Annotated in this window: 20 protein-coding genes and 1 pseudogene; 3 read left to right on the top strand and 18 right to left on the bottom strand. The window is 68.5% G+C overall.

Annotated features, from left to right (window positions below; translation table 11 throughout):
- Nucleotides 1-204: 204 nt before the first annotated feature.
- The 5 genes from J2Y69_RS16095 to truB form a co-directional block, all read right to left on the bottom strand.
- Nucleotides 205-2,361, bottom strand: a complete 2,157-nt coding sequence (locus J2Y69_RS16095; protein WP_310022626.1) for a DEAD/DEAH box helicase — start codon at nucleotides 2,359-2,361, stop codon at nucleotides 205-207.
- 168 nt (nucleotides 2,362-2,529) lie between these two features.
- Entirely contained in the window at nucleotides 2,530-3,486 is a 957-nt protein-coding gene (locus J2Y69_RS16090) for a bifunctional riboflavin kinase/FAD synthetase (protein ID WP_310022624.1), read from the bottom strand.
- Nucleotides 3,483-3,932 (bottom strand): hypothetical protein, encoded by a 450-nt coding sequence (locus J2Y69_RS16085; protein WP_310022622.1) that lies wholly within the window; start codon nucleotides 3,930-3,932, stop codon nucleotides 3,483-3,485. Before J2Y69_RS16085 ends, J2Y69_RS16090 begins: the two co-directional genes overlap by 4 nt.
- Nucleotides 3,933-4,055: 123 nt before the next feature.
- Nucleotides 4,056-4,424, bottom strand: a complete 369-nt coding sequence (locus tag J2Y69_RS16080) for a hypothetical protein (protein WP_310022620.1) — start codon at nucleotides 4,422-4,424, stop codon at nucleotides 4,056-4,058.
- Nucleotides 4,421-5,362: a tRNA pseudouridine(55) synthase TruB gene (gene truB / locus J2Y69_RS16075; protein ID WP_310022618.1), complete on the bottom strand. Its 942-nt coding sequence runs from the start codon at nucleotides 5,360-5,362 to the stop codon at nucleotides 4,421-4,423. The genes J2Y69_RS16080 and truB overlap by 4 nt, the downstream gene beginning before the upstream one ends.
- A gap of 151 nt (nucleotides 5,363-5,513) precedes the next feature.
- Between truB and J2Y69_RS16070 the strand changes: the two are divergent.
- Nucleotides 5,514-5,963: pseudogene (locus tag J2Y69_RS16070) on the top strand (DDE-type integrase/transposase/recombinase); the annotation flags it as partial.
- 11 nt (nucleotides 5,964-5,974) lie between these two features.
- On the opposite strand, the gene J2Y69_RS16065 reads toward J2Y69_RS16070, so the two are convergent.
- The 4 genes from J2Y69_RS16065 to J2Y69_RS16050 form a co-directional block, all read right to left on the bottom strand.
- Nucleotides 5,975-6,892, bottom strand: coding sequence for a hypothetical protein (locus J2Y69_RS16065; protein WP_310022615.1), 918 nt, complete (start codon nucleotides 6,890-6,892; stop codon nucleotides 5,975-5,977).
- 56 nt (nucleotides 6,893-6,948) lie between these two features.
- Nucleotides 6,949-7,707 carry a PoNe immunity protein domain-containing protein gene (locus J2Y69_RS16060; protein WP_310022614.1) on the bottom strand — a complete coding sequence of 253 codons (759 nt, stop codon included), beginning with the start codon at nucleotides 7,705-7,707 and terminating at the stop codon, nucleotides 6,949-6,951.
- Between the two features lie 92 nt (nucleotides 7,708-7,799).
- Nucleotides 7,800-8,558: a PoNe immunity protein domain-containing protein gene (locus J2Y69_RS16055; protein WP_310022614.1), complete on the bottom strand. Its 759-nt coding sequence runs from the start codon at nucleotides 8,556-8,558 to the stop codon at nucleotides 7,800-7,802.
- A 22-nt stretch (nucleotides 8,559-8,580) separates the two neighbouring features.
- Entirely contained in the window at nucleotides 8,581-10,482 is a 1,902-nt protein-coding gene (locus J2Y69_RS16050; protein ID WP_310022612.1) for a T7SS effector LXG polymorphic toxin, read from the bottom strand.
- A 137-nt stretch (nucleotides 10,483-10,619) separates the two neighbouring features.
- Here J2Y69_RS16050 and J2Y69_RS16045 point away from each other — a divergent pair, with 137 nt between their 5' ends.
- A complete protein-coding gene (locus J2Y69_RS16045; RefSeq protein WP_310022610.1) occupies nucleotides 10,620-11,516 on the top strand; it encodes an HhH-GPD family protein in 897 nt (298 codons plus the stop codon).
- A gap of 17 nt (nucleotides 11,517-11,533) precedes the next feature.
- Here J2Y69_RS16045 and J2Y69_RS16040 read toward each other — a convergent pair whose 3' ends face one another.
- The 5 genes from J2Y69_RS16040 to nusA all read right to left on the bottom strand — a co-directional run bounded on the left by J2Y69_RS16040 (nucleotide 11,534) and on the right by nusA (nucleotide 18,605).
- Nucleotides 11,534-13,741, bottom strand: coding sequence for a helix-turn-helix transcriptional regulator (locus tag J2Y69_RS16040; protein ID WP_310022608.1), 2,208 nt, complete (start codon nucleotides 13,739-13,741; stop codon nucleotides 11,534-11,536).
- 207 nt (nucleotides 13,742-13,948) lie between these two features.
- On the bottom strand, nucleotides 13,949-14,380 hold the full coding sequence (rbfA, locus tag J2Y69_RS16035; RefSeq protein WP_310022607.1) for a 30S ribosome-binding factor RbfA: 432 nt from the start codon (nucleotides 14,378-14,380) through the stop codon (nucleotides 13,949-13,951).
- Between the two features lie 85 nt (nucleotides 14,381-14,465).
- Nucleotides 14,466-17,252: a translation initiation factor IF-2 gene (infB, locus tag J2Y69_RS16030; RefSeq protein WP_310022605.1), complete on the bottom strand. Its 2,787-nt coding sequence runs from the start codon at nucleotides 17,250-17,252 to the stop codon at nucleotides 14,466-14,468.
- Between the two features lie 60 nt (nucleotides 17,253-17,312).
- Complete coding sequence (locus J2Y69_RS16025; protein WP_310022603.1) at nucleotides 17,313-17,585, bottom strand: YlxR family protein; 273 nt, start codon at nucleotides 17,583-17,585, stop codon at nucleotides 17,313-17,315.
- A gap of 36 nt (nucleotides 17,586-17,621) precedes the next feature.
- Nucleotides 17,622-18,605: a transcription termination factor NusA gene (gene nusA, locus J2Y69_RS16020; protein WP_310022601.1), complete on the bottom strand. Its 984-nt coding sequence runs from the start codon at nucleotides 18,603-18,605 to the stop codon at nucleotides 17,622-17,624.
- Nucleotides 18,606-18,855: 250 nt separating this feature from the next.
- Here nusA and J2Y69_RS16015 point away from each other — a divergent pair, with 250 nt between their 5' ends.
- On the top strand, nucleotides 18,856-19,053 hold the full coding sequence (locus tag J2Y69_RS16015) for a hypothetical protein (RefSeq protein ID WP_310022599.1): 198 nt from the start codon (nucleotides 18,856-18,858) through the stop codon (nucleotides 19,051-19,053).
- Nucleotides 19,054-19,058: 5 nt separating this feature from the next.
- Here the strand turns inward: J2Y69_RS16015 and J2Y69_RS16010 are convergent, their stop codons facing one another.
- The 4 genes from J2Y69_RS16010 to J2Y69_RS15995 all read right to left on the bottom strand — a co-directional run bounded on the left by J2Y69_RS16010 (nucleotide 19,059) and on the right by J2Y69_RS15995 (nucleotide 24,190).
- On the bottom strand, nucleotides 19,059-19,787 hold the full coding sequence (locus J2Y69_RS16010; protein ID WP_310022597.1) for a hypothetical protein: 729 nt from the start codon (nucleotides 19,785-19,787) through the stop codon (nucleotides 19,059-19,061).
- 720 nt (nucleotides 19,788-20,507) lie between these two features.
- Nucleotides 20,508-21,536 (bottom strand): LOG family protein, encoded by a 1,029-nt coding sequence (locus J2Y69_RS16005; RefSeq protein WP_310022595.1) that lies wholly within the window; start codon nucleotides 21,534-21,536, stop codon nucleotides 20,508-20,510.
- A 43-nt stretch (nucleotides 21,537-21,579) separates the two neighbouring features.
- Complete coding sequence (locus tag J2Y69_RS16000; RefSeq protein WP_310022594.1) at nucleotides 21,580-23,340, bottom strand: proline--tRNA ligase; 1,761 nt, start codon at nucleotides 23,338-23,340, stop codon at nucleotides 21,580-21,582.
- A gap of 76 nt (nucleotides 23,341-23,416) precedes the next feature.
- The gene (locus J2Y69_RS15995; RefSeq protein ID WP_310022592.1) at nucleotides 23,417-24,190 is read right to left on the bottom strand and encodes an isocitrate lyase/PEP mutase family protein; all 774 of its coding nucleotides are present in this window, start codon (nucleotides 24,188-24,190) and stop codon (nucleotides 23,417-23,419) included.
- Nucleotides 24,191-24,199 lie beyond the last annotated feature (9 nt).

Raw genomic sequence — 24,199 nt, 5'->3', positions numbered from 1 at the left:
ACACGTTCGGGTTGGAGGGGACCGGCGACGCTGCCTGCTTCGACCATAGTGCCGCCGGCATCGACGGCGCCATTCGGGAGCGTCGAAAACCGAACTTCTTGCCGGACAGATCCGGCATTTTCGCCGTTCTTGCCTCAGATCCCGCAGACAGCACCTCAGAAGGCGTCAGGAACTCGCATTCTTGACGCCTTGATCGGCATCGCCCTATTCCCCGCCGAGCGCCTGACGCAGCAGATGCGTCAGCGCGGCCATCTGCACCGACTCGCTCGCCGTCTCCTCGACCGTCTCGCCGTCGAGCGCACGGGCGGCCAGCCCCTGCTTCTGATCGATGAGCTCGGCAATCTTCGTGTCGATCGTGTGCGCCGCGATGATCCGCCATGCCGTCACCGGCTCGTCCTGGCCGATGCGGTGCACCCGGTCGATCGCCTGCGTCTGCTCCGCCGCGGTCCAGCTGAGCTCGGCGAGCACGACGTTCGACGCGGCCTGGAGGTTCACCCCGACGCCCGCTGCCGTCAGCGAGCACACCGCGATCCCCACCTCGGGGTCCTCGTTGAAGTCGTCGATGGCCTGCTGGCGGACCGGGGTCGTCTGATCCCCTCGGATCGACACCGCACGGATCCCGGACGCCGCGAAGTGCGCCTCGGCCCGATCCATGACATCGATATGCTTCGCGAAGAAGACCACCTTGCCCACCGAGCGCTGGAGCTGGGCGGCATAGTCCGCGGCGAGCTGCGCCTTGGCCTGGCCGATCCGCCGCACCATCGTGAAGACGTTGTCCCCTCCGGTGCCCGCGGCCTTCGACTCCTCGAGCTCGTTGTGGGCGACGAGGCGCACGATGTCCTCGTCGATCTCGCCCGCAGCGAGCCCCCGATCTCCACGGGCCTCGATGATCCGACGGTACTTCGCCGCCATCCGCTCGCCCAGCTCGCGCTCCGCCTCGCGGATGCTGCGACCGTACTCGTCGTCCAGCTGGACCGGGAGGTCGGCGATCAGCTTGTCCGGGAGGTCTGCGGCGACGTCCACCTTCTTGCGGCGGACGATGCCCATCGAGATGACGGCGTCGCGGGCCTCCGCGTAGAAGGCCTTGTCGGCGGGGGTGAACCCCGTCCCCTCGAGCTTCTCCATCAGCGCGGTCGCCGGCTTGTCCCCGGTCGTCCAGCCGAGGAAGCGCCAGATCGCGTCGAAGTCCTCGACGTCGTTGATCAGCGGCGTTCCGGTGAGCGCCATCAGCAGCGGCGCACCGCCCGGAGTCTGCGCGCGGACCCTGGACGACAGCGCGAGCACGTTCTGGGAGCGCTGCGAGCTGAGGTTCTTGATGAAGTGCGCCTCATCGACGACCATGCCGCGCAGTCCGATCGCACCGAGCCAGGACAGGTGGCGATCGAGGATCTCGTAGTTGACGATGAACACGTCGGCGAAGGCGTCGATGTCGGCACCGTCGCCCTGGATCACCGCTGCCCTCCGCTGCGGGGTCCAGCGCTCCACCTCGCGCGCCCAGTTCATCTTCACGACGTTCGGCACCACGACCAGCAGCGGATAGGCGTCGGCCACGGACGCGGCGAGCACCGACTGCGCGGTCTTGCCGAGGCCCGGCTCGTCGGCGAGCAGGAAGGAGCGGTGACCGGCGCGCACCGACTCCAGGAACCGGGACTGGTGCACCATCACCTCCAGCCCCTTGGGAGAGAGGTGGTCGTGCTCCGGGAGGGGCGGCAGGTCCATCGACGCCGAGGACCCTCCCGCTCCGGTCTCGAACGCTTTGTAGAGCGGCCCCATGAGCTCCCAGCCGTCCAGGCGACGACGCGGGGTGGACGCCGCGCGCGGCGTCAGATCGGGCGGGAGGAACGGGTTCGCCATCATCCGCGCCTCGACGGACGGCGGGGTGACCTGACGCTCCGCGAGGGCCGCGGGCACGACCGTGGCCTGGACCGGCGCGACATCGGTGATGATGAGCTCCTCCGGCGCGAGCTCCGCACCCGATTCGAGCAGCCAGTCACGGCGCATCCGCTTGGCCACCGGGCTCGTCGCCTGATCCGCCTCGAGCAGCTGGATGAGTGAGGTGTCGCGCGCCGCGGTCTTCGCCAGGATCGTAGCGACCCCGTCCAGACGCTTGAGCAGCTCGGACCGCGCCCCCTCGGCGATGGCCGTGTCGGTCTTCACCCTGGCGCGCTCCTCGCGCACCAGGAAGGCGATCACCTGGAACTTGACGCGATTGGTCGGCCCCAGCTTCCCGCGCTGCGCCTTGGCCTCGATCTCCCGGACCTTGCGCGCAAGGATGGGGATGAGGGGGGCCTCGTCGTCGCGACGCGACGTCTTCTTCCGCGATGCGGCGGTGGACCGCGCGGTGGTTGCCGTGCTCGGCATGCTCCTCCTGAGCGTGGATGCCTCTTCGCCTGGCGGCGAACGGTACTGATGCCCGCGCGTGGCTCTCACCAGGACGGCGGGCGGCCTCCGGCGGGCGCAACACGTCGAGAACGGCGTACCGGGACACGGAGGCTTCTTCGGTCAGTTTACGCCATGACGGCCACGAGGTCAGCGCGCGGTGTCCTGGAGGAGCAGAGCCCTGGCCTGGACGACGTCCGCGGCGATGCTCTCCTTCAGCGCCTCGATGCCGGTGAAGGCCGTCATCCCCCGCAGACGGTGGGTGAACTCGACCGTCACGTCGTGCCCGTAGAGGTCGAGCCCCGACTCATCGATCACGTGCGCCTCGACCTGCCGCTCCGGCACGTCGTCGAAGGTCGGGTTGGTCCCCACCGAGACGGCCGCGGGATGCCGGAGGCCGCTGGTGTGATCGACGAGCCATCCCGCGTAGATCCCGTCCGCAGGGACCAGCGCGTCGAGGGTCGACGGCAGGTTCGCCGTGGGGAAGCCCAGCTCACGGCCCCGCTTCAGCCCGTGGACGACCTCGCCGCGAACCGAGGGACGGCGCCCCAGGACCTCGGCGGCGAGGGAGACGTCGCCCTCAGCGAGGAGCTCACGCACCCAGGTCGAGGAGACCCGACGGTCCGAGCCCTCCAGGAACACGTCCTCGACGATGTCGACGGCGAACCCGTTCGCGGCGCCCAGCTCCTGCAGGAGCGCAGGCGTCCCCGCGCCGCGATGGCCGAACCGGAAGTCGCGGCCGACGAGCACGGCGACGACGTGGAGGGACTCGACGAGGATCGAGCGGACGAAGTCCTCCGCTTCCCGCGCGGCCAGCTGCTCGTCGAAGGTGAGCACGAGCGTGGCGTCGACCCCGGTCCCTGCCAGCAGCTCCAACTTACGCTCGACGCCCACGACGTTCTCGGGACAGCGATCCGGGCGGAGGATGCTCAGCGGATTGCGGTCGAAGGTCACCGCGACGGTCCGTGCGCCGAGCTCCGCCGCATCCTGTCTCGCGCGATCGAGCACGGCCCGGTGCCCGGCGTGGACGCCGTCGAACTTCCCGATCGCGACGACGGTCGGGCCGAAGTCCGCCGGGACCTCGCTCGGGTCGCGGAAGACGATCATGCCCTGACTCCGCCCGGACGGTGTGAGAGCAGCCACCAGATGCCGAGCATCGGCAGGAACAGCGGCACGAGGATGTACCCGAGCCCGAACTGCGACCACACCGTGGGGTGCTGGAAGAGCGTGGGGGCGGCAAAGCTGAGGATGCCGACGACGAGGACGCCGGTCAGCTCGAACACGATCGCGACCCAGGCGACGGCGTACCACCCCGGACGACCGGCGAGGATGAGCCCGAGGGTCGCCACGATGTAGACGACGGCGGCGACCGCCGACAGCAGGTACGCCAGGGGCGCCTCGTCTAAACTCCGCACGATCTGCACGAAGGAGCGTCCGGTGGAGGCGAGGGCCATGACGGCGTAGACGATCACCAGGACGCGGCCGATGCCTCGCATGCGAGGGCGGGACGGCCTGGTTCCGGCCGGATCTGTGCGGGTGGAAGCGGTGCTCATAGCGGACTCCATCCTACGGCGACGCACCGACAGCGGTCGTCCGCCCGCCGGCACCGCATCATCGCGTGCCGCGGTGACAGACACTCAGAACAAGCGCTCAGAACGGACGCTCAGAACGGACGCTCAGAAGGGCGCGGTGGTCCAGATCACCTGCATGCGCCACAGCATGACGGCCAGGGACAGCCCGACCACCCCGAGGATCACCGTGCTCCACCGGGTCCGGTCCAGCAGCGCCCAGAGCACCCCGCCCGCCGGCAGCAGCACCGCCGAGACGAGGTAGACCCAGTACTCCAGCGCGTCGCCGAGCGGCGGATTGCCGGCGAACGGCGCGATGATGGCGGCGACGACCTGCACGATCAGGAGCACCTCGACCAGCGCGATCGCGCCCACTGAGAGATCGCTGGGGCGGCGCCCGGCGAATCCGAGGATGAGGCAGAGGAGCCCGGCGGCGACGGCGACGGCGAGCTGGACCACCGTGAACCAGAGGATCATCCGCCCGCCTCCGCCCCGCCGCGGGCGGCGGGCGTCGGCATGTTCATGGCGCTCTTCAGATCATCGCCCCGGGTCTCGACGACGCCGACCAGCTCCCCTGCGGGGTCGATGGCGGCGGCGAGCCCGCCGGAGATGCGTCCTCGCTGTCCGGCGAGCCGCTTGCCGTGTCGCAGGTCCCTGGCCTCCTCCGCCGTCACGGCGACGGGCTCGAGGACGAGGGACGCGGCCTCGGCCGGGGTGAGCCTGGTGTGTCCGGCGAGATCGGCGACCTCCGCGGCGCCGTCGACGGAGAACGGTCCGACCCTGGTCCGCCGGAGCACGGTCAGATGCCCGCCGACCCCGAGATCCGCGCCGAGGTCTCTCGCGAGCGCGCGGATGTATGTGCCGGAGGAGCAGTCGACGACGACGTCGAGATCGCGGACGCCGTCCGCTTCGCGATCCGCCAGCACCGCGAAACGGGAGACCGTCACCTCTCGCGCGGCGAGGACGACCTCCTCTCCGGCACGGACCCGGTCGTAGGCGCGGCGCCCGTCGACCTTGATCGCCGAGACCGCGCTCGGGATCTGAGAGATCCGGCCGGTCAGCGCCGCGATCGCGGCGTCGATCCGGTCGACGCCGATGGCGGCGACCGCTCCAGGGGCCGCCCGCTCGACGATCTCTCCGTCGGCGTCGTCGGTGCTCGTGCGCTGCCCGAGGCGGATGGTCGCCAGGTAGGTCTTGTCGGCGCCGACAACATAGGTGAGGAGTCGGGTCGCCGCCTCGACGCCGATCACCAGCAGGCCGGTCGCCATCGGATCGAGCGTCCCCGCGTGGCCCACCTTGCGGGTGCCGACTGCCTTCCGCACCCGTGCGACAACATCGTGGCTGGTCATCCCGCCCGGCTTGTCGACGAGCAGAATCCCCGGCGACGGCGCCTCGGTCGCGGTTCCACTCGCCATCCCCCCAGCCTAGCCTTCAGCTCGGAGACCTCGACGCTACCGGCCACCCCCGCGATCAGGCCACTGCACCCTCAACTGCCGGGTCTGATGTAGGAACTGGTGACAGTTTGATCTGCCCCACGGAAATGGTTCCAGTTTCGGTGGCCAACTGCTCGCCAACGCCGGGATCCCGATCGGCCGCTGCTGCCGCGTCCTCGGGGTCGCGAGGCGGCATTGCCATCGCGTCAAACGGAAACCCCTGACCCCGTCGGAACTTCGTCGGCAATGGCTGACCGGGCTGATCCGGGAGGTCCATGTCACCACACGCGGCACTCCGCGGCGCTATCACGTCATCGGCTGGTCGATCGACTCCAAGCAAGACACCACGCTCGTCATCAACGCGCTCGACAAGGCCATCAGAAATCGCCGTCCCGCGCCGGGCGGAACCGTCCACGCGGACCACGGAACACAGTTCACCCTATGGCTCTTCGGGGAGAAGATCCGCTCCGCCGGCTTGCTGCCCTCATTCGGATCCGTCGGCGACGGGCTGGACAACGCGATGATGGAGAGCTTCTGGTCCTCGATACAGATCGAACTGCTGAACCGGAAGAAGCGGAGAACGATGCCTGCGTACTACTGCCCGAGCGTCAGCCAGCGTGGCGGTGACATTCCAGCGTCCTGCATCGAGACGGCGAACTGATCACGGAACTCCGCAAAGGAATACGGCCTCGCAGTGCCGTCTGGCTGGATCAGCAGGACTGTGTCAACGTCGGGGATCAGATTGGGGACACCCACGACGCAGGCACATGCCGAGACCACCTCGCCCTGCGGGGTGTCCATCACGCGATACTCGGGCACGTTCATCTCATGACCTTGCGACTGGTAGTGCTCTCGCAGCGGCTCACGCTGCCGCTCGTACCACTGCCGGGCAAACAACCGCTCCGCAGTCCGTAACGCATCCTGCACAGACGCAGGCCACACCGATGGCGTCCACGCATCATCAACCATCCGGTGCGGGGTGAGCGTCTCAAGCTCGACACCAGACTGTAAGCGCTCGGTCAGCACCGCGACAGCGATCTGGAACCCCTCAGAAGCCTCGTCGCCCGTGACGAGCGTGACACCGTCGCCAGCGTTCCAGACGACCGGGTTCCCGGACACTCCCAGCCCACTCACCAGCTGCGGCCGCCCCCACACCGCTCCGGCGAACACCTCACCGTGCACGACGAAGGCGCCCCGGCCCACCCGGCGCACATCAACTTCCAGATCGCCGAGACTCGCCAGCGCGTCACTGGCGACAATCTCCACCGACACGCCCCATGTTGCGAGCGTCGCCGGAGTCAGCCACGCAGTCCCGACCTCAAGGGCAACGACCGGCGCGAGATTCATCTCATCGCTCACACTCACCAACACAGGAAACGCGTCAGCGCGATCTGCCACCTGAAGTTCGAGATGTCTCACCACGGCGGGCATCGCCCCGAACGGCCGCAACTGGATGCGACCATGCGCAGCCGCGTAGCTGGAGGGGAAATCAGATACAGAGGGAGCGGCCACATCGCCCTACTTTCTTCACTGGATGCTCTCAACGACCAGGGCATGAGTTTACGGACTTAGTCTCGGGTGGGGAGCAAGTCCTGCGGGTAATACTCGTTGTCACGGTACAGGGTGTCGTCGATCCCCAGCAGCTTCGTCACCGCCGCAGCCTCGAAACACCAGTACCCGTCATACGAGACCGGCTTCCCGTACTTCGGCATCCGCAGATGCTCCCCCCACCAGTACGCCTTCCGACAGTCGTTATACCAGTGCTTCACAAAATCGGCCATCAGCTTGGGACGCTGCTCGGGCTCCGCCTGCACCACCTTCACCAACCGTCCATACGGACGCGGCTGCGACAACACCACCTCCACACCATCCAGCGAGTCCCCGTGCAACCCCGCTAGGAACTCCAACGCAGTATCAGTGCCCTGCAACCCGACCGTCTCACCGATCCGGGCACGCTGCTCCGCCGTGCCCAACAGAACCACCACACTCAGAAGCTGCGCCGCATCAATCACCCCGATCGGCACCTCTCTCCAAGAAACGTCTGGATACTCCCGGTAGTACTCCCGTGCATGCTTGACAAACCAATCAACCGCCGGTGCTACAAACTCGCGAAGCTCATTTGTATCCGCACCCAACGAATACGAAATCGACAACGCCTCCGAATAGCACCGCCCCAGGTCACGAAAATCCGAGAGCTTTGGGGGACCAACTCCCTCTTCACCTTTCAACCAGCCCAGACGTCGCTGAATCGATCGAAACTTGACCTGAAGGCGTTCTTCGAGTGGTTCTGGTTCTGCGCGCGGGTCACGGAATTTGCTTGCTGCCATTGCCATCAACGATACCTGCCTTCTACGGAATAGCCTTCGAAGTTAGTGACCCATCCGGTCGGATAATGGTCATGATCTTGTTGAAGCGCCTCTTAGTCTCGGGTGGGGAGCAAGTCCTGCGGGTAATACTCGTTGTCACGGTACAGGGTGTCGTCGATCCCCAGCAGCTTCGTCACCGCCGCAGCCTCGAAACACCAGTACCCGTCATACGAGACCGGCTTCCCGTACTTCGGCATCCGCAGATGCTCCCCCCACCAGTACGCCTTCCGACAGTCGTTATACCAGTGCTTCACAAAATCGGCCATCAGCTTGGGACGCTGCTCGGGCTCCGCCTGCACCACCTTCACCAACCGTCCATACGGACGCGGCTGCGACAACACCACCTCCACACCATCCAGCGAGTCCCCGTGCAACCCCGCTAGGAACTCCAACGCAGTATCAGTGCCCTGCAACCCGACCGTCTCACCGATCCGGGCACGCTGCTCCGCCGTGCCCAACAGAACCACCACACTCAGAAGCTGCGCCGCATCAATCACCCCGATCGGCACCTCTCTCCAAGAAACGTCTGGATACTCCCGGTAGTACTCCCGTGCATGCTTGACAAACCAATCAACCGCCGGTGCTACAAACTCGCGAAGCTCATTTGTATCCGCACCCAACGAATACGAAATCGACAACGCCTCCGAATAGCACCGCCCCAGGTCACGAAAATCCGAGAGCTTTGGGGGACCAACTCCCTCTTCACCTTTCAACCAGCCCAGACGTCGCTGAATCGATCGAAACTTGACCTGAAGGCGTTCTTCGAGTGGTTCTGGTTCTGCGCGCGGGTCACGGAACTTGCTTGCTGCCATTGCCATCAACGATACCTGCCCTCTACGGAATAGTCCTCGAAGTTAGTGACCCATCCGGACGGACAATAGTCATGATCTTGTCCACCTCACCCCGATTCAGAGCCGCGACGATGTTATCCGCAAGACTCGTGTTGCCTCCTACGGCTTCCAGGATCCGGTTGAACCGGGTCTTCTCACCGGTCAGCCAGTCGTTGCCCATCTGCGGGCCGTCTAGGGTGTTCCCGAGTTTCGGGCTCCCGCTGGTGGAGTACTTCGCTTCAACGATCACGTACTTGCCGTCAGGGGTCTGGTAGATCGCGTCGATGCCCTTCGCGTTCACGTCCTTGGGCATATCCAGTCGCTCGTACCCGAGATCACGGAAGTACTGGTCGCTCACCCGCTCCCCGTACTCGCCCTTGACGCGGTTGCTCGCGTTCGGTGTAGGAGGCTTCTCCGGCACCCCGTTCGGGATTCGTATTGTGGGTGTGAAGCCGTCGCTGACTTTCACGCCACCGGCACCGAGGCGGGTTTTGAGCCAGTCGAGTGCACTGGTCGCCGCGTTCGGGGTGGAGAGTTTGACGGGTGTGAAGTCGGGGAGCTTCCCACCCTTGAGACCGAGGTCATCGACTTTGCCGAGAAGGTGGCCTGGTTTGCTGAGCTTCGCGACGGCGCCGAACGGGATGAGGTTCCCGGCGATCTGTCCGATCACGAACGTGTCCCCCGCAGCGACCTGCCCGACCGTGGCGGTGAGTTGGTTCCAGAGCTGGGAGCGTGCTTGGTCGCTGGTGGCGAGGGTGACGATGCCGGTACCGATCTCGACCACGTTCACCTGCGCGGCCTCGCTGACCACCTGACCGACACCCGACCCAAGACCCGCGAGGAACTGCAGGCCCTTGTCCCCGGACGCGATCGCGGGCTGCGCGACGTTCACGTCGTACCACTGACCGATGCCGTCGCTGGCCATCCCGATCAGATTCAGCTCACTGCCGGTGGTTGCGATCGAGGCATGGTTGATCGCACTGTTCACCCCACCCACGACCAGGGACCCGCCCAGGACCGTGAGACCCAACGAGAACCCGCCCGTGAACGGCGTCCCCACCACACCGATCGCGACGACGACCGCACCGGCGACAACCTGCAGGCCGTCCCAGAGCATCCCCCACAACGCGTCTTCTTTACGTTTGCGTTCCTCTTCCGCCTCAACATCATCGACATACCCGTTGAACAGGGTTTCCCACCCGTCGGAGGCGATGTCTTGGTTCTCGGTGCAGTAGTCCAGCATCCCGCTCGTGAGCTCGCCCAGGGTGGTGAGGGTGAGGTTGAACGATCCGGATTGGTAGTCGCGTCCCTGCCCGACGGTGAGGGTGCCGACATTCTTCACGATGCTCTTCAGCTCAGCGATGAGCTCTTTCACCTGGCTGAAGCCCGGATCCGACGCCTCATACGCCGCCCACGTCTCCTGCTGGGCCTTCGCGATCAACCGCGCACGCTCAAGATCGTCGGCGGTGCGGTCGGCGGCGGTCGCGCCGGCACCACCCAGGGAGACCAGGTGGGAGGCGCTGGCAGCGATCGATCTGAGATCATCGGCGAAGCCACGCAGCTGCCCCATGCCGGTGTCGAGCTGGGTGAGATGAGCGTCGAACTCGTCGTCCACGAGCCGGAAGCTTCCGTCAGTGTCAACCTGGGAGTACCCGTTCCAGTACACGCCGATCGCGGTCTGGAAGGTGTAAAGGCTGACCAGCATGGACTGCACGATCGGGACGTGCACTTCACGGACGTATGCGCGCATCGCGTCGGCACCCTTACCGCTGATATTGCTCGATGCAGCCAGAGACTCCAGGCCCTGCGCGAGCACGGTGAGCGCTTCAATCCGGTTCCCGAGCCCCTTCTGCAACCCCGGAGAGGACGCCTGCCACGAATCAGCAGAGAACTCAACAACACTCACTGCGATGCCTCACACAGCCGCACGTCCCGCACCACACCGTCCACGCCAAACCACTCCCCCCGGAGACACCCCTACACGTGAGAGTCACACCCCCGCGTGCGAGCGACAATAGCACCTCGCCGCAATAGGCTGGCCGGATGCAGGCTTCCCCCACCCGCAGCGCGTCGACCGCGTCGCTCGGATCGTGGTACCGCGAGAACGCCAGAGATCTGCCGTGGCGCCGCCCGGAGTTCCTCGTGGAGTTCGGCGCCTGGGGGATCCTCGTCAGCGAGTTCATGCTCCAGCAGACCCCGGTCGCGCGGGTGATCCCGCATCTGAAGGCGTGGCTCGCGCGCTGGCCGTCGCCCGCGGCGCTCGCCCAGGCGACCCCCGCGGAGGTCGTCCACCAGTGGGCCAACCTCGGCTATCCCCGGCGCGCTCTGTGGCTGCACCGGGCGGCACAGGAGATCGTCGCCCGGCACAGCGGCGACACCCCGCGGGACGTGCCGGCGCTCCTCGCCCTCCCCGGCATCGGCGACTACACGGCCAGAGCCGTCGCCGTCTTCGCGTTCGGAGACCGCCATCCCGTCGTCGACACCAACACCAGACGGGTGATCGCCCGCGCGATCCACGGTCGGGCACAGCCCGCGCCTCCCTCCCGTCGCGATCTCGACGACATGGCCCTCCTCCTCCCCGCGGACGACGCGGAGGCCGCCGTCGTGAACGCCGCGATGATGGAGCTCGGCGCCACGCTCTGCGGAGCGCGCCGCGCGGTCTGCGAGCCGTGCCCGCTGTCCACCACCTGCGCCTGGCACGCCGCCGGCCACCCCGCGGGCGAGGACCGACGACGCAGGCAGGCGGCGTACGAGGGATCGGACCGTCAGGCCCGCGGCGGGGTGCTGCGCGCCCTCCGGAACGCCGTCGAGCACCAGCTGCCCGCGATGGCCGTGATCCCGGAGTGGCCCGATGCGACGCAGCGGGACAGGGCGATCGACTCGCTCATCGCCGACGGTCTGGTCGAGGCGCAGGACGACGAGCTGAGACTCCCCCGCTGACGACGTCCGGCGTCGCCTCATCCGTAGTGATCGGCACGATAGGCCAGGGCGATCAGCTCACCGCGGGTACGGACGTCGAACTTCGCGAACAGATGCCCCACGTGGACCTCGACCGTTCGCACCGAGAGATGCAACGCACCGGCGATCTCGCGATTCGTGCGTCCTTCCGCGACCAGCAGGACGACCGCGAGCTCGCGTGCGGTGAGGAGGGGCTCCCACAGGGCACGGCACGCGGACAGCGGATCCGCTCGCCGCGGCGGGCGGTCGCCGGCCCCGGACTCCCCGCGTCGCCGAGCGGCCCAGGCGCCCCACGCCGGCGCGCCCGCGTCCTCGAAGAGGTCCACGGCGAGAGACAGATGCCGAACACCGCCGGCTCGCTCGCCGCGGACCAGACAGGTCGCCCCGAGCAACGCCTCCACCCGGCCGCGCTCGAACGGCGAGACGATGGGACGGCTCTCGGCCACGATGCCCGGATACTCCCGCATCCACGTCGATGCACCGGCCCGGCGGATGCGCCAGCGCAGCGCGCTCCCCCGCTGCGCGTCCGGAGGACCGATCGGCACGGGGCCGACCGACACGGGGCCGACCGACACGGGCGCGAGAGGCACGGGCACGATGGGCGTCCGCGGTTCTCCGGTCGCCGCCTCCTCGAGCCCGGGGACGGCGAGGACCGGTCCGGGGGAACCGCGATCGCGCCAGAGACGCAGGTGCGCTGCGGCCTCGTCCGGACGGGAGCGGAGATGGGCCGCGATCGCCCGATCGACCAGGGAGTCCTGGGGGACGACGTCCGGGAGCCCCGCCGCGAGCATCGCCGACAGCGGCCCGGTCGCGCCGTCCGTCGCGAGCTCCAGCCTGCGAGCGAGCACGACAGCGAGCCCGGCGAAGGGAAGCGACAGCGGCAGCACGGAGGCAGAGGCGCCCAGGACTCTCGTGGCAGCACGGAGGTCTCCACCCCAGACCTGCAGGAGCGCCTCCGTGACCGCGAGGTACGCCCGGGCCATCGGGCCGCGCCCGGTGCGACGCAGGAGCGGATCGGCCCCGGGGACGACCGGCCCCTGCGCCCTCGCGACGAACCGGAGACCGCCGGCGACGTCGCCGGCGATGCCCGCCCGAAGCGCGTCCAGAATCGCACCGACAACCGCACCCCCTGCGCCGACGGCACCGCCGGCGCCCTGGCCGTCGGAGGGCATCGGGGCCTCATCGCCGAGCAGGAGCCCGCACAGCGCTCCGAGGACGTCATCGGCCGGTGCTCCGTCCACGCCGGCGTCGGCCGACCGGGATCGCGCGAGCCACGACCGGCTCTCCGCGGCGCTCCCCCGCTCCGCGCACAGCAGGGCGGCGAGGCCAGCCGTGCGAGCGAGGGCCGCACGGTCGGCGCGGCACCCCGCCTCGATGACGGAGGGATCGGGCACCGCGCCGTTTCTCATCGTGAAGGCCACGACGAACGCCCCCATCGCCTCGGGGACGACCCCGTCCTCGCCAGAGTCCGGGGTCGGAGCCAGCCGTTCGATCGCGTCGTCGAGCCAGCCCCCGCTCATCGCCGCGAGACCCGCGGCGACGTCCGCCCTCGTCCGGGAGCGCGCCCCTCCGCTCGCCGACGCCTCGACGGCCAGCCGGAACGCGGCGCCGGCATCGCCCTCCGCGTTCGTCTGTTCCGCGAGTGCCCGCAGCGGCTCCGCGAACGCCGTCTCCGCTCCTGCCGCCGCCCATGCCCGGTGCCGTAGCGCCTCCCGCTCCTCCCCGAGATCGGTATGGGCCCGTGCCAGCGCGCGATGGACCGCGGCACGCTCGCGGGCGTTCGCGACCCCGAGGCCCCAGATCCTGATACGGGGATCCACATAGACCCGACCCGCGGACAGGGCCAGCGCCTTCCGGGACGCGAGATCGCGCAGGTCTTCGACGGCGCATCCGGATGCGCCGAGGACGACATCGAGCCGGACGCCGGGGTCGGACGCCGCCGCGACCAGCAGGAGACGCCGGTCCTCGGCCTCCAGACCGAGCGAGTCCCCGTGCCGCAGGATCGAGGCCGTCAGCGGCAGCGGATCCGGAAGCGCGCGGAATCCCCGGCGCTGGGCGGCGGTCAGAGACTCCAGCACCTCCGCGGCCGCCCAGGCGTCTCCGGCGCACGCCGAGAGCACGGCTCCCGCGACCGCCGGAGCGGTGGCGGGAGCCGTGAGGTCGCGACCGATCTCGTCGCCGATGTCGACGCGCGGCGAATCCGCCATGCGCACCGTCGTTCCGATCGCATCCGTCGACATCTTTGCCCCCCAGCTTCGACCGTCGATCGCGTGCCGCATGGTAGCAAGCGCTCGACGATCCGCGGGACGCGGGGTCTTCGGAACGGATCAGACCTTCAGATCGGGCCGTCGAATCAAACCCTGGATCAGGCCTGGGATCAAACCCTGGATCGGGCTTGGGATCAGGCGGTCGAGTCAGTCCTCAGGGGCGGGCTCGTCGCGTCGGTAGGGGTCGGCCTCACCCGCGGGATGCGCACCCGTGGCGAGCTCCGCGACCTCGGCATCGCGTTCGCGGGCCTGGCGGAGGAGGTCCTCCAGGTGGACCGCCGTCTCGGGGAGCGCGTCGGGGATGAACTCCAGAGTCGGCACGAGCCGGATGTTGAGCTGACGACCGACCTCCTTGCGGAGCATGCCGGTCGCGGAGGCGAGGGCAGCGCCGCTGGCCACCCGCTCCTCCTCTGTCCCCAGCACCGTGTAGAACGCGGAGGCGTGCTGCAGGTCGCCGGAGACGCGCACGTCGGTGATCGTCACGAAACCGAGGCGCGGATCGCGCAGCCCCTTCTCCAGACGCTCGGCGAGGATGACGCGGATGCGGTCCGCGAGCCGGGCCTGTCGTTCACCAGCCATGTCCTTCTCCTATCTCTCTGCCACCGTCGGACAACCGGATGACGCCCCGCTCACAGATCGTGGGCGGGGCGTCATCCGGAGTCGATCAGCCGCGGGGCTTCTCGACGAGCTCGGTCGTCTCGATCTCGTCGCCGATCTGGATGTCGTTGTACTTGCCGAGACCGATACCGGCCTCGTAGTCCGTGCGGACCTCGGTGACGTCGTCCTTGAAGCGGCGCAGCGACTCGATGGCCAGGCCATCGGCCAGCACGACGCCGTCGCGGATGACCCGGGCCTTGGCGTTGCGCGTGATCGTTCCCGACCGCACGATGACACCGGCGATGTTGCCGAACTTCGAGGAGCGGAACACCTCGCGGATCTCGGCGACGCCCGACTGGACCTCTTCGTACTCCGGCTTGAGCATGCCCTTGAGCGAGCTCTCGATCTCGTCGATCGCGTTGTAGATCACCGAGTAGAAGCGGATGTCCACGCCCTCGCGGACGGAGGCCTCCCGCGCCTTGGCGTCCGGACGGACGTTGAAGCCCACGATGATCGCGTTGTCGATCGTCGCAAGGTTCACATCCGACTCCGTGATGGCGCCGACGCCGCGGTGGATGATCCGCAGCTGCACCGAGTCGTCGACCTCGATCTTGAGCAGCGACTCCTCCAGTGCCTCCACGGCACCGGAGACGTCACCCTTGATGATGAGGTTGAGCGTCTCGACCTTGCCCTCTTCGAGAGCACGGGTGAAGTCCTCGAGCGAGATGCGCTTGCGGGCCTTGGCCAGCTGGGCGTTGCGCTCGACCGCTTCACGCTTCTCAGCGATCTGGCGGGCCATGCGGTCCTCCTCGGTGACGATGAACACGTCACCGGCACGCGGCACGGAGTTGAGACCCTGCACCTGGACCGGACGGGAGGGGTAGGCCTCCTCGACCGCGTCGCCGTTCTCGTCGACCATCGCACGGACACGGCCGTAGGCGGTGCCCGCGACGATCGCGTCGCCGATGTGGAGGGTTCCGGACTGGATCAGCACCGTCGCGACCGAGCCGCGACCCTTGTCGAGCTTCGCCTCGATGGCGACACCGCGAGCGGCCTTGTTCGGGTTGGCTGTGAGGTCAAGACCCGCGTCCGCCGTAAGCAGCACCGCGTCCAGGAGCTCCTGGATGCCGGTGCCGGCACGAGCGGAGACGTCGACGAACATCACGTCGCCGCCGTACTCCTCGGCCACCAGGCCGTACTCGGTGAGCTGCTGGCGGACCTTGCCGGGGTTGGCGTCCGGCTTGTCGACCTTGTTCACCGCGACCACGATCGGCACGTTCGCCGCCTGGGCGTGGTTCAGCGCCTCGACCGTCTGCGGCATGATGCCGTCGTCGGCCGCGACCACCAGGATCGCGAGGTCGGTGACCTGCGCACCACGGGCACGCATGGCGGTGAACGCCTCGTGACCCGGGGTGTCGATGAAGGTGATCGCGCGCTCGATGCCGTCGTGCTCGGTCCACACCTGATACGCACCGATGTGCTGCGTGATGCCGCCGGCCTCGCCCTCGATGACGTTGGTCTGACGGATCGCGTCGAGCAGTCGCGTCTTTCCGTGGTCGACGTGGCCCATGACGGTGACCACCGGAGGACGGATCTCGAGGTCGTCCTCGCTCTCGTTCTCCAGCTCCTCCGCGAGGTTGAGACCGAAGCCCTCGAGGAGCTCCTTGTCCTCGTCCTCGGGCGAGACCATCTGGATCTTGTAGCCGAGCTCCGCGCCCAGCACCTCGAAGGTCGCCTCGTCGAGCGACTCGGTCGCGGTGGCCATCTCGCCCAGGTTGAACAGGATGGTCACGAGCGTGCCGGGCTGAACCGTGTAGCCGGTCAGCGCCTCGATCTTGTCGGCGAAGTCCGCGATGGACGCGCCGCGACGCATGCGGATGATCTCCCCGTTGCCGCGGGTGACGTTGACGCCACCGACGATCGGGGCGCTCCGCATCTCGAACTCTTGCCGCTTCGCCCGCCGCGACTTGCGCTGCTTGCTCTTGCCGCCGCCCTTGCCGAAGGCGCCTGCGGTGCCACCGCCGGGGCCACGGCCACGACCGCCACCGCCGCCGGGACGGCCTGCGAAGCCGCCGGCCGGACGCTGGAAGCCGCCGCCTGCGCCCGCACCACCGGCGCCGCCGGGACGACCGGGGCCGCCGGGACGCTGCTGGAACGGAGCACCGGGACGACCGCCGCCGGCACCGCCGGGACGACCGGGACGACCGCCGCCGGGACCCGGGCGGGGCGCGCCGATCCGGGGCGAGCCCGGACGCGGGGCCTGCGGCCGCGGGATGTTGCCGGGCGTCGGGCGCTGACCCATGCCCTGCTGCGAGGCGAACGGGTTGTTTCCGGGACGCGGCCCTGCGGGACGCGATCCCATCCCCTGCTGCGAGGAGAAGGGGTTGTTGCCCGGGCGCGGGGCGCCGGGGCGAGGGGGCTGTCCCTGACCGCCCGGCTTGGGTGCCGGGGCGGCGGGGCCGGGCTTGGGCGCACCGGCGGTCGCCGGGTCCGCAGTCTCGGCGGGAGCGGGCGCCGACGCGGCCTCGGCCGCGGGGGCCGCCGCAGGGGCGGGCGTCTCGACGACGGGGGCCTCAGCGGGCTTCGCCGGGCCCGGCTTCGGAGCCGGGGCCTTGGGGCCGGGCTTCGGTGCGCCACCGGGGCGCGGCGACGGGGAGCCCTCGCTCTTCGCGGGCGCTGCGTCTGCGGGCTTGTCGGCCTCGATCGCCGCGCGCAGCTTGCGCGCGACGGGCGGCTCGATCGTCGATGAGGGGCTCTTGACGAACTCGCCGAGCTCCTTCAGCTTGGCGAGCGCGAACTTGCTGTCGACGCCGAGTTCGGCGGCGATCTCGTGCACACGTGGTTTGGCAGCCACAATTCTCCTGTCTGGGGTCGGTCCGCCCAGGCAGGGCAGACCACTAGTCGCGGACGGGTCTCATTTCGAGCCGTTCACTTTGTTTCCATAGCCGTTCAGCCGTTTCTCGATGGTCTGCGTGTCCAGCGGAGCTGGCACACGGAGTGCACGGGCGAAAGCGCGACGCCGCAGAGCGGTGTCCACGCACTCCGGTGCCGGATGCACCCAGGCGCCTCTTCCCGGCAGAGCAGCACGCTCGTCGACGACGAGCACACCATCCTGCGCGACCACCCTGATCAGGGCGGAGCGAGACGCACGAGCGCGGCAACCGACACACGTTCGTACGGCTTCCATGTTACACCTCGCCGGTCCTCGTTCTGCGCGGGGGGCTCAGTCCATGACGCTGTCAGGCTGGATGTCGATCTTCGCGCCCGTGAGCTTGGCGGCGAGACGGGCGTTCTGCCCCTCCTTGCCGATCGCGAGGGAGAGCTGGTAGTCCGGCACGAGCGCGCGGACGGCCTTGGTCGACGCGTCGAGCACGAAGGCGCTGGTCACCTTCGCCGGCGACAGCGCGTTCGCCACGAACGTGGCGAGGTCCGGGTCGTGGTCGACGATGTCGACCTTCTCGCCGGCGAGCTCCTCGGTCACCGCGCGCACACGACGGCCGAGCTCGCCGATGCACGCGCCCTTCGCGTTGATCGACGGGTCCTTCGCCGTGACCGCGATCTTCGTGCGGTGCCCGGCCTCGCGGGCCAGGGCGACGATCTCGACGAGACCGGCCGCGATCTCCGGCACCTCGAGCGCGAACAGCTTGCGGACGAGGCCGGGATGGGTGCGCGAGACGGTGATGGCGGGGCCCTTGGCGCCCTTGGCGACGGAGGTCACGTACACGCGCAGACGCGAGCCGTGGCTGTACTCCTCCCCCGGGACCTGCTCCTCGGGAGGCAGGATCGCCTCGACCGAGCCTAGGTCGACGTGGATCATCCGCGGGTTCGGGCCCTGCTGGACGACGCCGGCGACGATGTCGCCCTCCTTGCCGCGGAACTCCCCCAGCACCGCGTCGTCGGCGATGTCGCGCAGACGCTGGCTGATGACCTGCTTCGCGGCGAACGCGGCGATCCGGCCGAAGTCGTCCGGGGTGGAGTCCTCCTCACCGATGACGGCGCCCTCCTCATCGAGGAGCGGGACGAAGACGGCGACGTGGCCGGTCCGGCGGTCCAGCTCGACGCGGGCGCCCTCGGGGAGCTCTCCGTCGGCGGAGGCGTGCTTGGCGTAGGCGGTCAGCACTGCCTGCTCGATGATGGCGATGAGCTCGTCGAAGGGGATCTCCTTCTCCCGCTCGATCGTGCGCAGCAGTCCGAGATCGATGTCCATGGGCGGCCTCCCTATTCAGCTCTCGTCGGCGCGCGAAAGCGGACCGACATCCGTACAACGATACCGGATCCCCGCCTCGCGCCCCGAGATCCCCACACGCCTGGCCTGGCACATCGCGCCGTCAATCCCCGCGCAACCTCGTGTCCTCCACTCGTCGCGGACGTCTTCGCCCGGGCAGCAATGCGTCTCATGGCCAAGCGCGAACAAAATCGATGCTGAGCTGCCGGTGCCGTACGTGGAGCACATTCCCATGCTCACCATCAAGCTTGACGAGGCGGTACATGTCGGGAACTGCATCCTGACACCGACCCCCGCGACCTCGCCCATCCGCATCATCGCGATAAACGCGGGCGTTCGCTTATACTACGAGGCCGGGGACGAGCTTGAACTCGTCCCCGAGCGCGCATTGTGGACACTCGACGACATACTGCGCGCGCACGCGAGCTAGCCTCATCACCTGCACTGGTCGGGCGAAAGCTCCAGGTGCTCCCGCAGCGCTGAGACACAACGCTCCTTCCGGAGCTGCGGTGATGCCAGGGCTGCTTCCCATACTTCCTGCAACCGGCCGCACGGCGAGTCTGGCCCACCTGTGCAGTCAGACGATTCCTGGGCAAGGTTCACGCGGATGTGGGCTTCGTCACCGGTCAAGATGTCCAGCTGAGCGCAATCGGAGGAGGCCGGTCCGCATGACCCGGACAGGTTTCCGATGGTTGCGACGACCCAAGCCGAGTCACCTGGTTGCAACACGAATGCGAGATTGACTCGCTTGTCGAACGTGTCGGTCACTGGGCGCCCATCGGCAACGTTGGCGCTGGTGAAGTTGGCGGTGTAGCTGTCCGGGGCGTCGCGCGGTCCAATGTTCGCGACTGTCACGGGCCTGTCGGAACGGTTCGACACCAGCATCGTTGAGGTAGCACCGGGGATTTCGCGAGTGACCTGGCTTCCACTCGACACGTCGCTCACGCCCCCGACCGAGATGAGTTGCACACCATACGTCACCACGAGCGGGTCCCCGGTCGCCCGGTTGTACCCCGGCAGCCCGAACATCACCCCGGCGATGCCACCGATGATGCCTATGACACCTCCCGCGAAACCCACGACCCCACCGACACGTTTTACCCACAGGCCAGGTCGCCGGACGGCTCTCATCTGCGTTTCGCTAGCTGCAGTTTCCACTGACATCGTCTTCCCCCTTTTACCGTCGCCGTGCTCGCGCTTGCGCCGCGCATAAGGTCCCCATGACCTTCACGTTGTCCTCCCGACTCCGCCATCGCAGGTCCCGCCAGCTGTCAACGCCGCTCGTCCGTCTGCTCCGGCAGCCGCTGAGGCCTTCCGAACATTCCGCAACCGGAAAAACAATTATCAACCTGTTCATGCTGAGCGGGTCGATTCTGCTGCACCAGTATGTGATGGGTTGGAGTCATGTCGCCGGTGTGACGGTTGGAGTCATGATCACTTCGTATTCGATCGGCGTCAAACAGTGGAGCCGTTTCTGGCGTCTGCAGCAAACTAAAAACAATTCCATCGCCGCGCTATCGCCCGCTGCGCCGACTCTGCATATCGATCCGATATTCCGTGATTGTGCAGGGTGCGCACCAGCTTCCTCGCGCGAAACTGCGATCCTCGATCGGTACGAACCACGTAGCCGGCGACATTCCCAAGCAGGCGACGGCGTTGTTGACCGCATCGACGACGGCGAGACGGACTTTCACGCGGAACGCGCGTCACAGCGAACCCGACCGGGGTGGCAACGGCCTCGCGACCACCGGTCTCGACCAGCACCTGCCGCAGCTCCTCCTCGCCGCCGCCGCAGGGGCGACCCTGACCGTGCTCGGAGGATCGTTCCTCTCAACACGGATCCGTCGCCGCCGGAGCATAGGGGCCAGGGATCGCCCGCCCGGCTCAGGCCGCGAGCTCGTTGACCGCGCGGATCAGGCGATGCAGCGACCCCACCGAGCGCTGCTGGAGGTGCAGCACGAGCCGGGGCAGCTCCAGGCGGTCCTGATCCGTGCGCTCCGGCGCGAGGGGCTCGGTGCGCTCGATCCGCCCCGAGGCGCAGAGGTCGGCGAACTCGGCGTTCAGCGCCTCGAGCTGCTCATCGGTGACGGCCGCGCGCAGGCGCAGCACGAGACGGTCCCCGACCCACCGCAGCGAGTCGTAGTTCCGCCAGAAGCCGGTGATCTCGGCCACCGCCTCCTCGATCGAGTCGGTGATCACGACCCGGTCGAGGTCGTCCGGGGAGATCACACCCGCCGGCACCATCTGCGTGTCGACGTACTGCTTCAGGCCGGCCCAGAACGCGCCGCCCTTCTCGTCCAGGAGCACGATCGGCATCGGCTCGGCCTTGCCGGTCTGCTGGAGGGTGAGCAGCTCGAACATCTCATCCAGCGTCCCGAAGCCGCCGGGCAGGCAGACGAACCCCCTCGACTCCTTCATCAGCATGAGCTTGCGGGTGAAGAAGTACTTCATCGAGACGACCTGCGACTCCTGCGTCACGATCGCGTTGGCCTTCTCCTCGAAGGGGAGGCGGATGGACACGCCGAGCGACATCGCAGCCCCCGCGCCCTCGGCGGCCGCCTGCATGATCCCGGGGCCGGCGCCGGTGACGACCATCCATCCCTCCGCGGCGAGGGCTGCCGCCACGTCCCGCGCCTGGACGTAGAGCGGGTCGTCCTGTCGCGTCCGCGCCGACCCGAACACCGTCACCTTGGGCACGCCCTCGAACGGCCGGAACAGTCCGAACGCGTCCCTCATCTCGCTGAGGGCGGCCGAGGCGATCTTCAGGTCGAGACGGTCGGCCCCTTCCTGCCCCAGCAGCACGGCCGTCCGTACCATCCGGTTGATGAGGGCACGCTCTCCGCGCACGCCGGCGTCATCGAGAAGCGCATCGACATCGGCCTGGATTCCTTCGGGGAGGGTCAGATCGCTCATGCCTCCACCCTCCCATGCGGTGCCCCGGATGGGAGCCGCGGGATCAGCGCGCCGAGATGAGCGCCCGGACCGCCTCGTCGACCGGGAGCGCCTCGCGCTCGCCGGTCCGGCGGTCCCACAGCTCCACCTGGCCATCGGCGGCGCCGCGTCCCACGACGAGGACACGCGGCACGCCCACGAGCTCGGCGTCTCCGAACTTGACGCCCGGCGAGACCTTGGGACGGTCGTCGTAGAGCACGTCGAAGCCCGCCGCCTCGAGCTGGGCCGACACGTCCTCCGCGAGGGTGAAGGCCGCCTGGTCCCTGCCTGCGGCGACCACGTGGACGTCGAACGGCGCGACCGACGCCGGCCAGATGAGCCCCTTGTCGTCGTTGTTCAGCTCCGCGATGATCGCGAGGATGCGGGTGATACCGATTCCGTAGGACCCCATGGTCACGGTGACGAGCTTGCCGTTCTCGTCCAGCACCTTCAGGCCCAGCGCATCGGCGTACTTGCGACCGAGCTGGAAGACGTGCCCGATCTCCATGCCGCGCGCGAGCGTCACCGGACCCGAGCCGTCCGGTGCCGGGTCGCCGGCGCGGACATCGGCGATCTCGACCACGCCGTCGGCCGTGAAGTCGCGACCGGCGACGACCGTGTGCACGTGCTTCTGATCGACGTTGGCCCCTGTGATCCACTGCGTGCCGTCGGCGACGCGGGGGTCGACGAGGTAGCGGATACCGGTCGCCGACTCTTCGCCGAGGATCGGGCCGGTAGGCGACCACGGTCCGATGTAGCCACGCACGAGCAGCGGGTTGCGCTCGAAGTCAGCGTCCGTCGCCTGCTCCACCTCGGCGGGGGCGAAGGCCACCTCCGCGCGCTTCTCGTCGACCTCGCGATCGCCGGGGATGCCGACGACGACGAGCTCGCGGCTGCCGTCGAGATGGGTGAGGGCGAGCACCACGTTCTTCAGGGTGTCGGCCGCGGAGACCTCGCGGTCCAGCACCTCGTTGCTGTGCGCGACGAGCGTGCTGATCGTCGGGGTATCGGGCGAGTCGAAGACCGTCGCCTCGGGGACGCCGTCCCAGCCGACCGCCGCCGGTGCCGTGGTCGTGTAGGCCTCGACGTTCGCCGTGTAGCCGCCGTCGGAGCGGACGAAGGTGTCCTCGCCGATGGGGGTCGGGTGCAGGAACTCCTCGCTGCGGGAGCCTCCCATCGCTCCGGCATCGGCCTGGACGATCACGTACTCCAGGCCGAGACGCTGGAAGATGCGCTCATAGGCGTCGCGCTGGGCCTGGTAGGAGACCTCGAGCCCCGAGTCCGAGGAGTCGAAGGAGTAGGCGTCCTTCATCGTGAACTCGCGTCCGCGCAGGAGACCGGCCCGCGGACGTGCCTCGTCGCGGTACTTGTCCTGGATCTGGTAGATCGTCAGCGGCAGGTCCTTGTACGACGAGTAGAGGTCCTTCACCAGCAGCGTGAAGGCCTCCTCGTGCGTCGGCGCGAGCAGGTAGTCGCCGCCCTTGCGGTCCTGGAGGCGGAACAGGAGATCGCCGTACTCGTCCCAGCGCCCCGTCGCCGCATAGGCCTCGCGCGGCATGAGGGCCGGGAAATGGACCTCCTGCGCGCCCGCGGCCGCCATCTCCTCGCGGACCACCCGTTCGATCCGCGCCTTGACGCGGAGACCGAGCGGAAGCCAGGCGAAGATGCCGGCGGCCTGTCGGCGGATGTAGCCCGCCCGGAGCAGCAGCCGGTGGCCGACGACCTCCGCCTCGGCGGGGTCTTCACGGAGAGTGCGGAGGAAGAAGTTCGACAGACGAGTGACCACGCGACAAGTCTAGTGACGCGCGATCCCCCGCCTGCGACCCGGCGGCACTGCGCCGGGTTGCAGGCGGTCACGGTTGCTAGTTCAGGGCCCTGGTGCCCGCGGGGATGACGCCGCCGGCGTAGATCGCAGACGCGGCGTCCTGGAGCGCGGTGAGCGCGACGCGCTGCGGGAGGGGACCGTAGGAGATCCGGGCGACGCCGAGCGCCTCGTACTCGGTCGAGGTCAGCGCCCCCGGAAGCCCGATCACGCTCACCTTCCCCTCTCCGATTCCCTCCACCAGACGCCGCGTGACGTCGGCGTCCAGGATCCCGGGGACGAAGACGCAGGTCGCGCCCGCGTCGAGATAGGCGCGCCCGCGCTCCACCGCGTCGGCGACGGACTCCTCGACCGGGCGTCCGCCCGCGCGGACGAACGCGTCGGTGCGGGCGTTCAACACGAACGGGACGCCCTCGGCGACACCGGCGCGCACGATGGCCTCGACGCTCGCGACCGACTCCGTGAGCGGGCGGAGCCTGTCCTCCACGTTGGCGCCGACGACCCCGGCGGCGATCGCCAGCCGTGCCGTCTCCCCAGCGTCCCCGTAGCCGTCGTCGAGGTCGGCGGTGACCGGCAGCTCGACGGCCGCGGCGATCCGACCGACCATGTCCAGCATCAGGTCGCGAGGGATCGCGCCGTCGTCGTAGCCGTACGAGGAGGCGATGGAGTGCCCGGCGGTCGCGATCGCCGTGGTCTCGGGGAGGGCGGCGACCGCCTGTGCGGAAACGACGTCCCACACGTTGACGACGCGGAGGATCTGGGGTGCGGCGTACAGCCCGGCAAGGGTCTGCGCCTTCTCGGCATTGGTGCTCATGCCTCCACG

Source organism: Microbacterium resistens, assembly GCF_031456305.1.
Lineage (GTDB): Bacteria > Actinomycetota > Actinomycetes > Actinomycetales > Microbacteriaceae > Microbacterium > Microbacterium resistens_A.
Note: the sequence above shows the minus strand (reverse complement) of the source record. Positions and strands in the feature narration are given on the sequence as shown.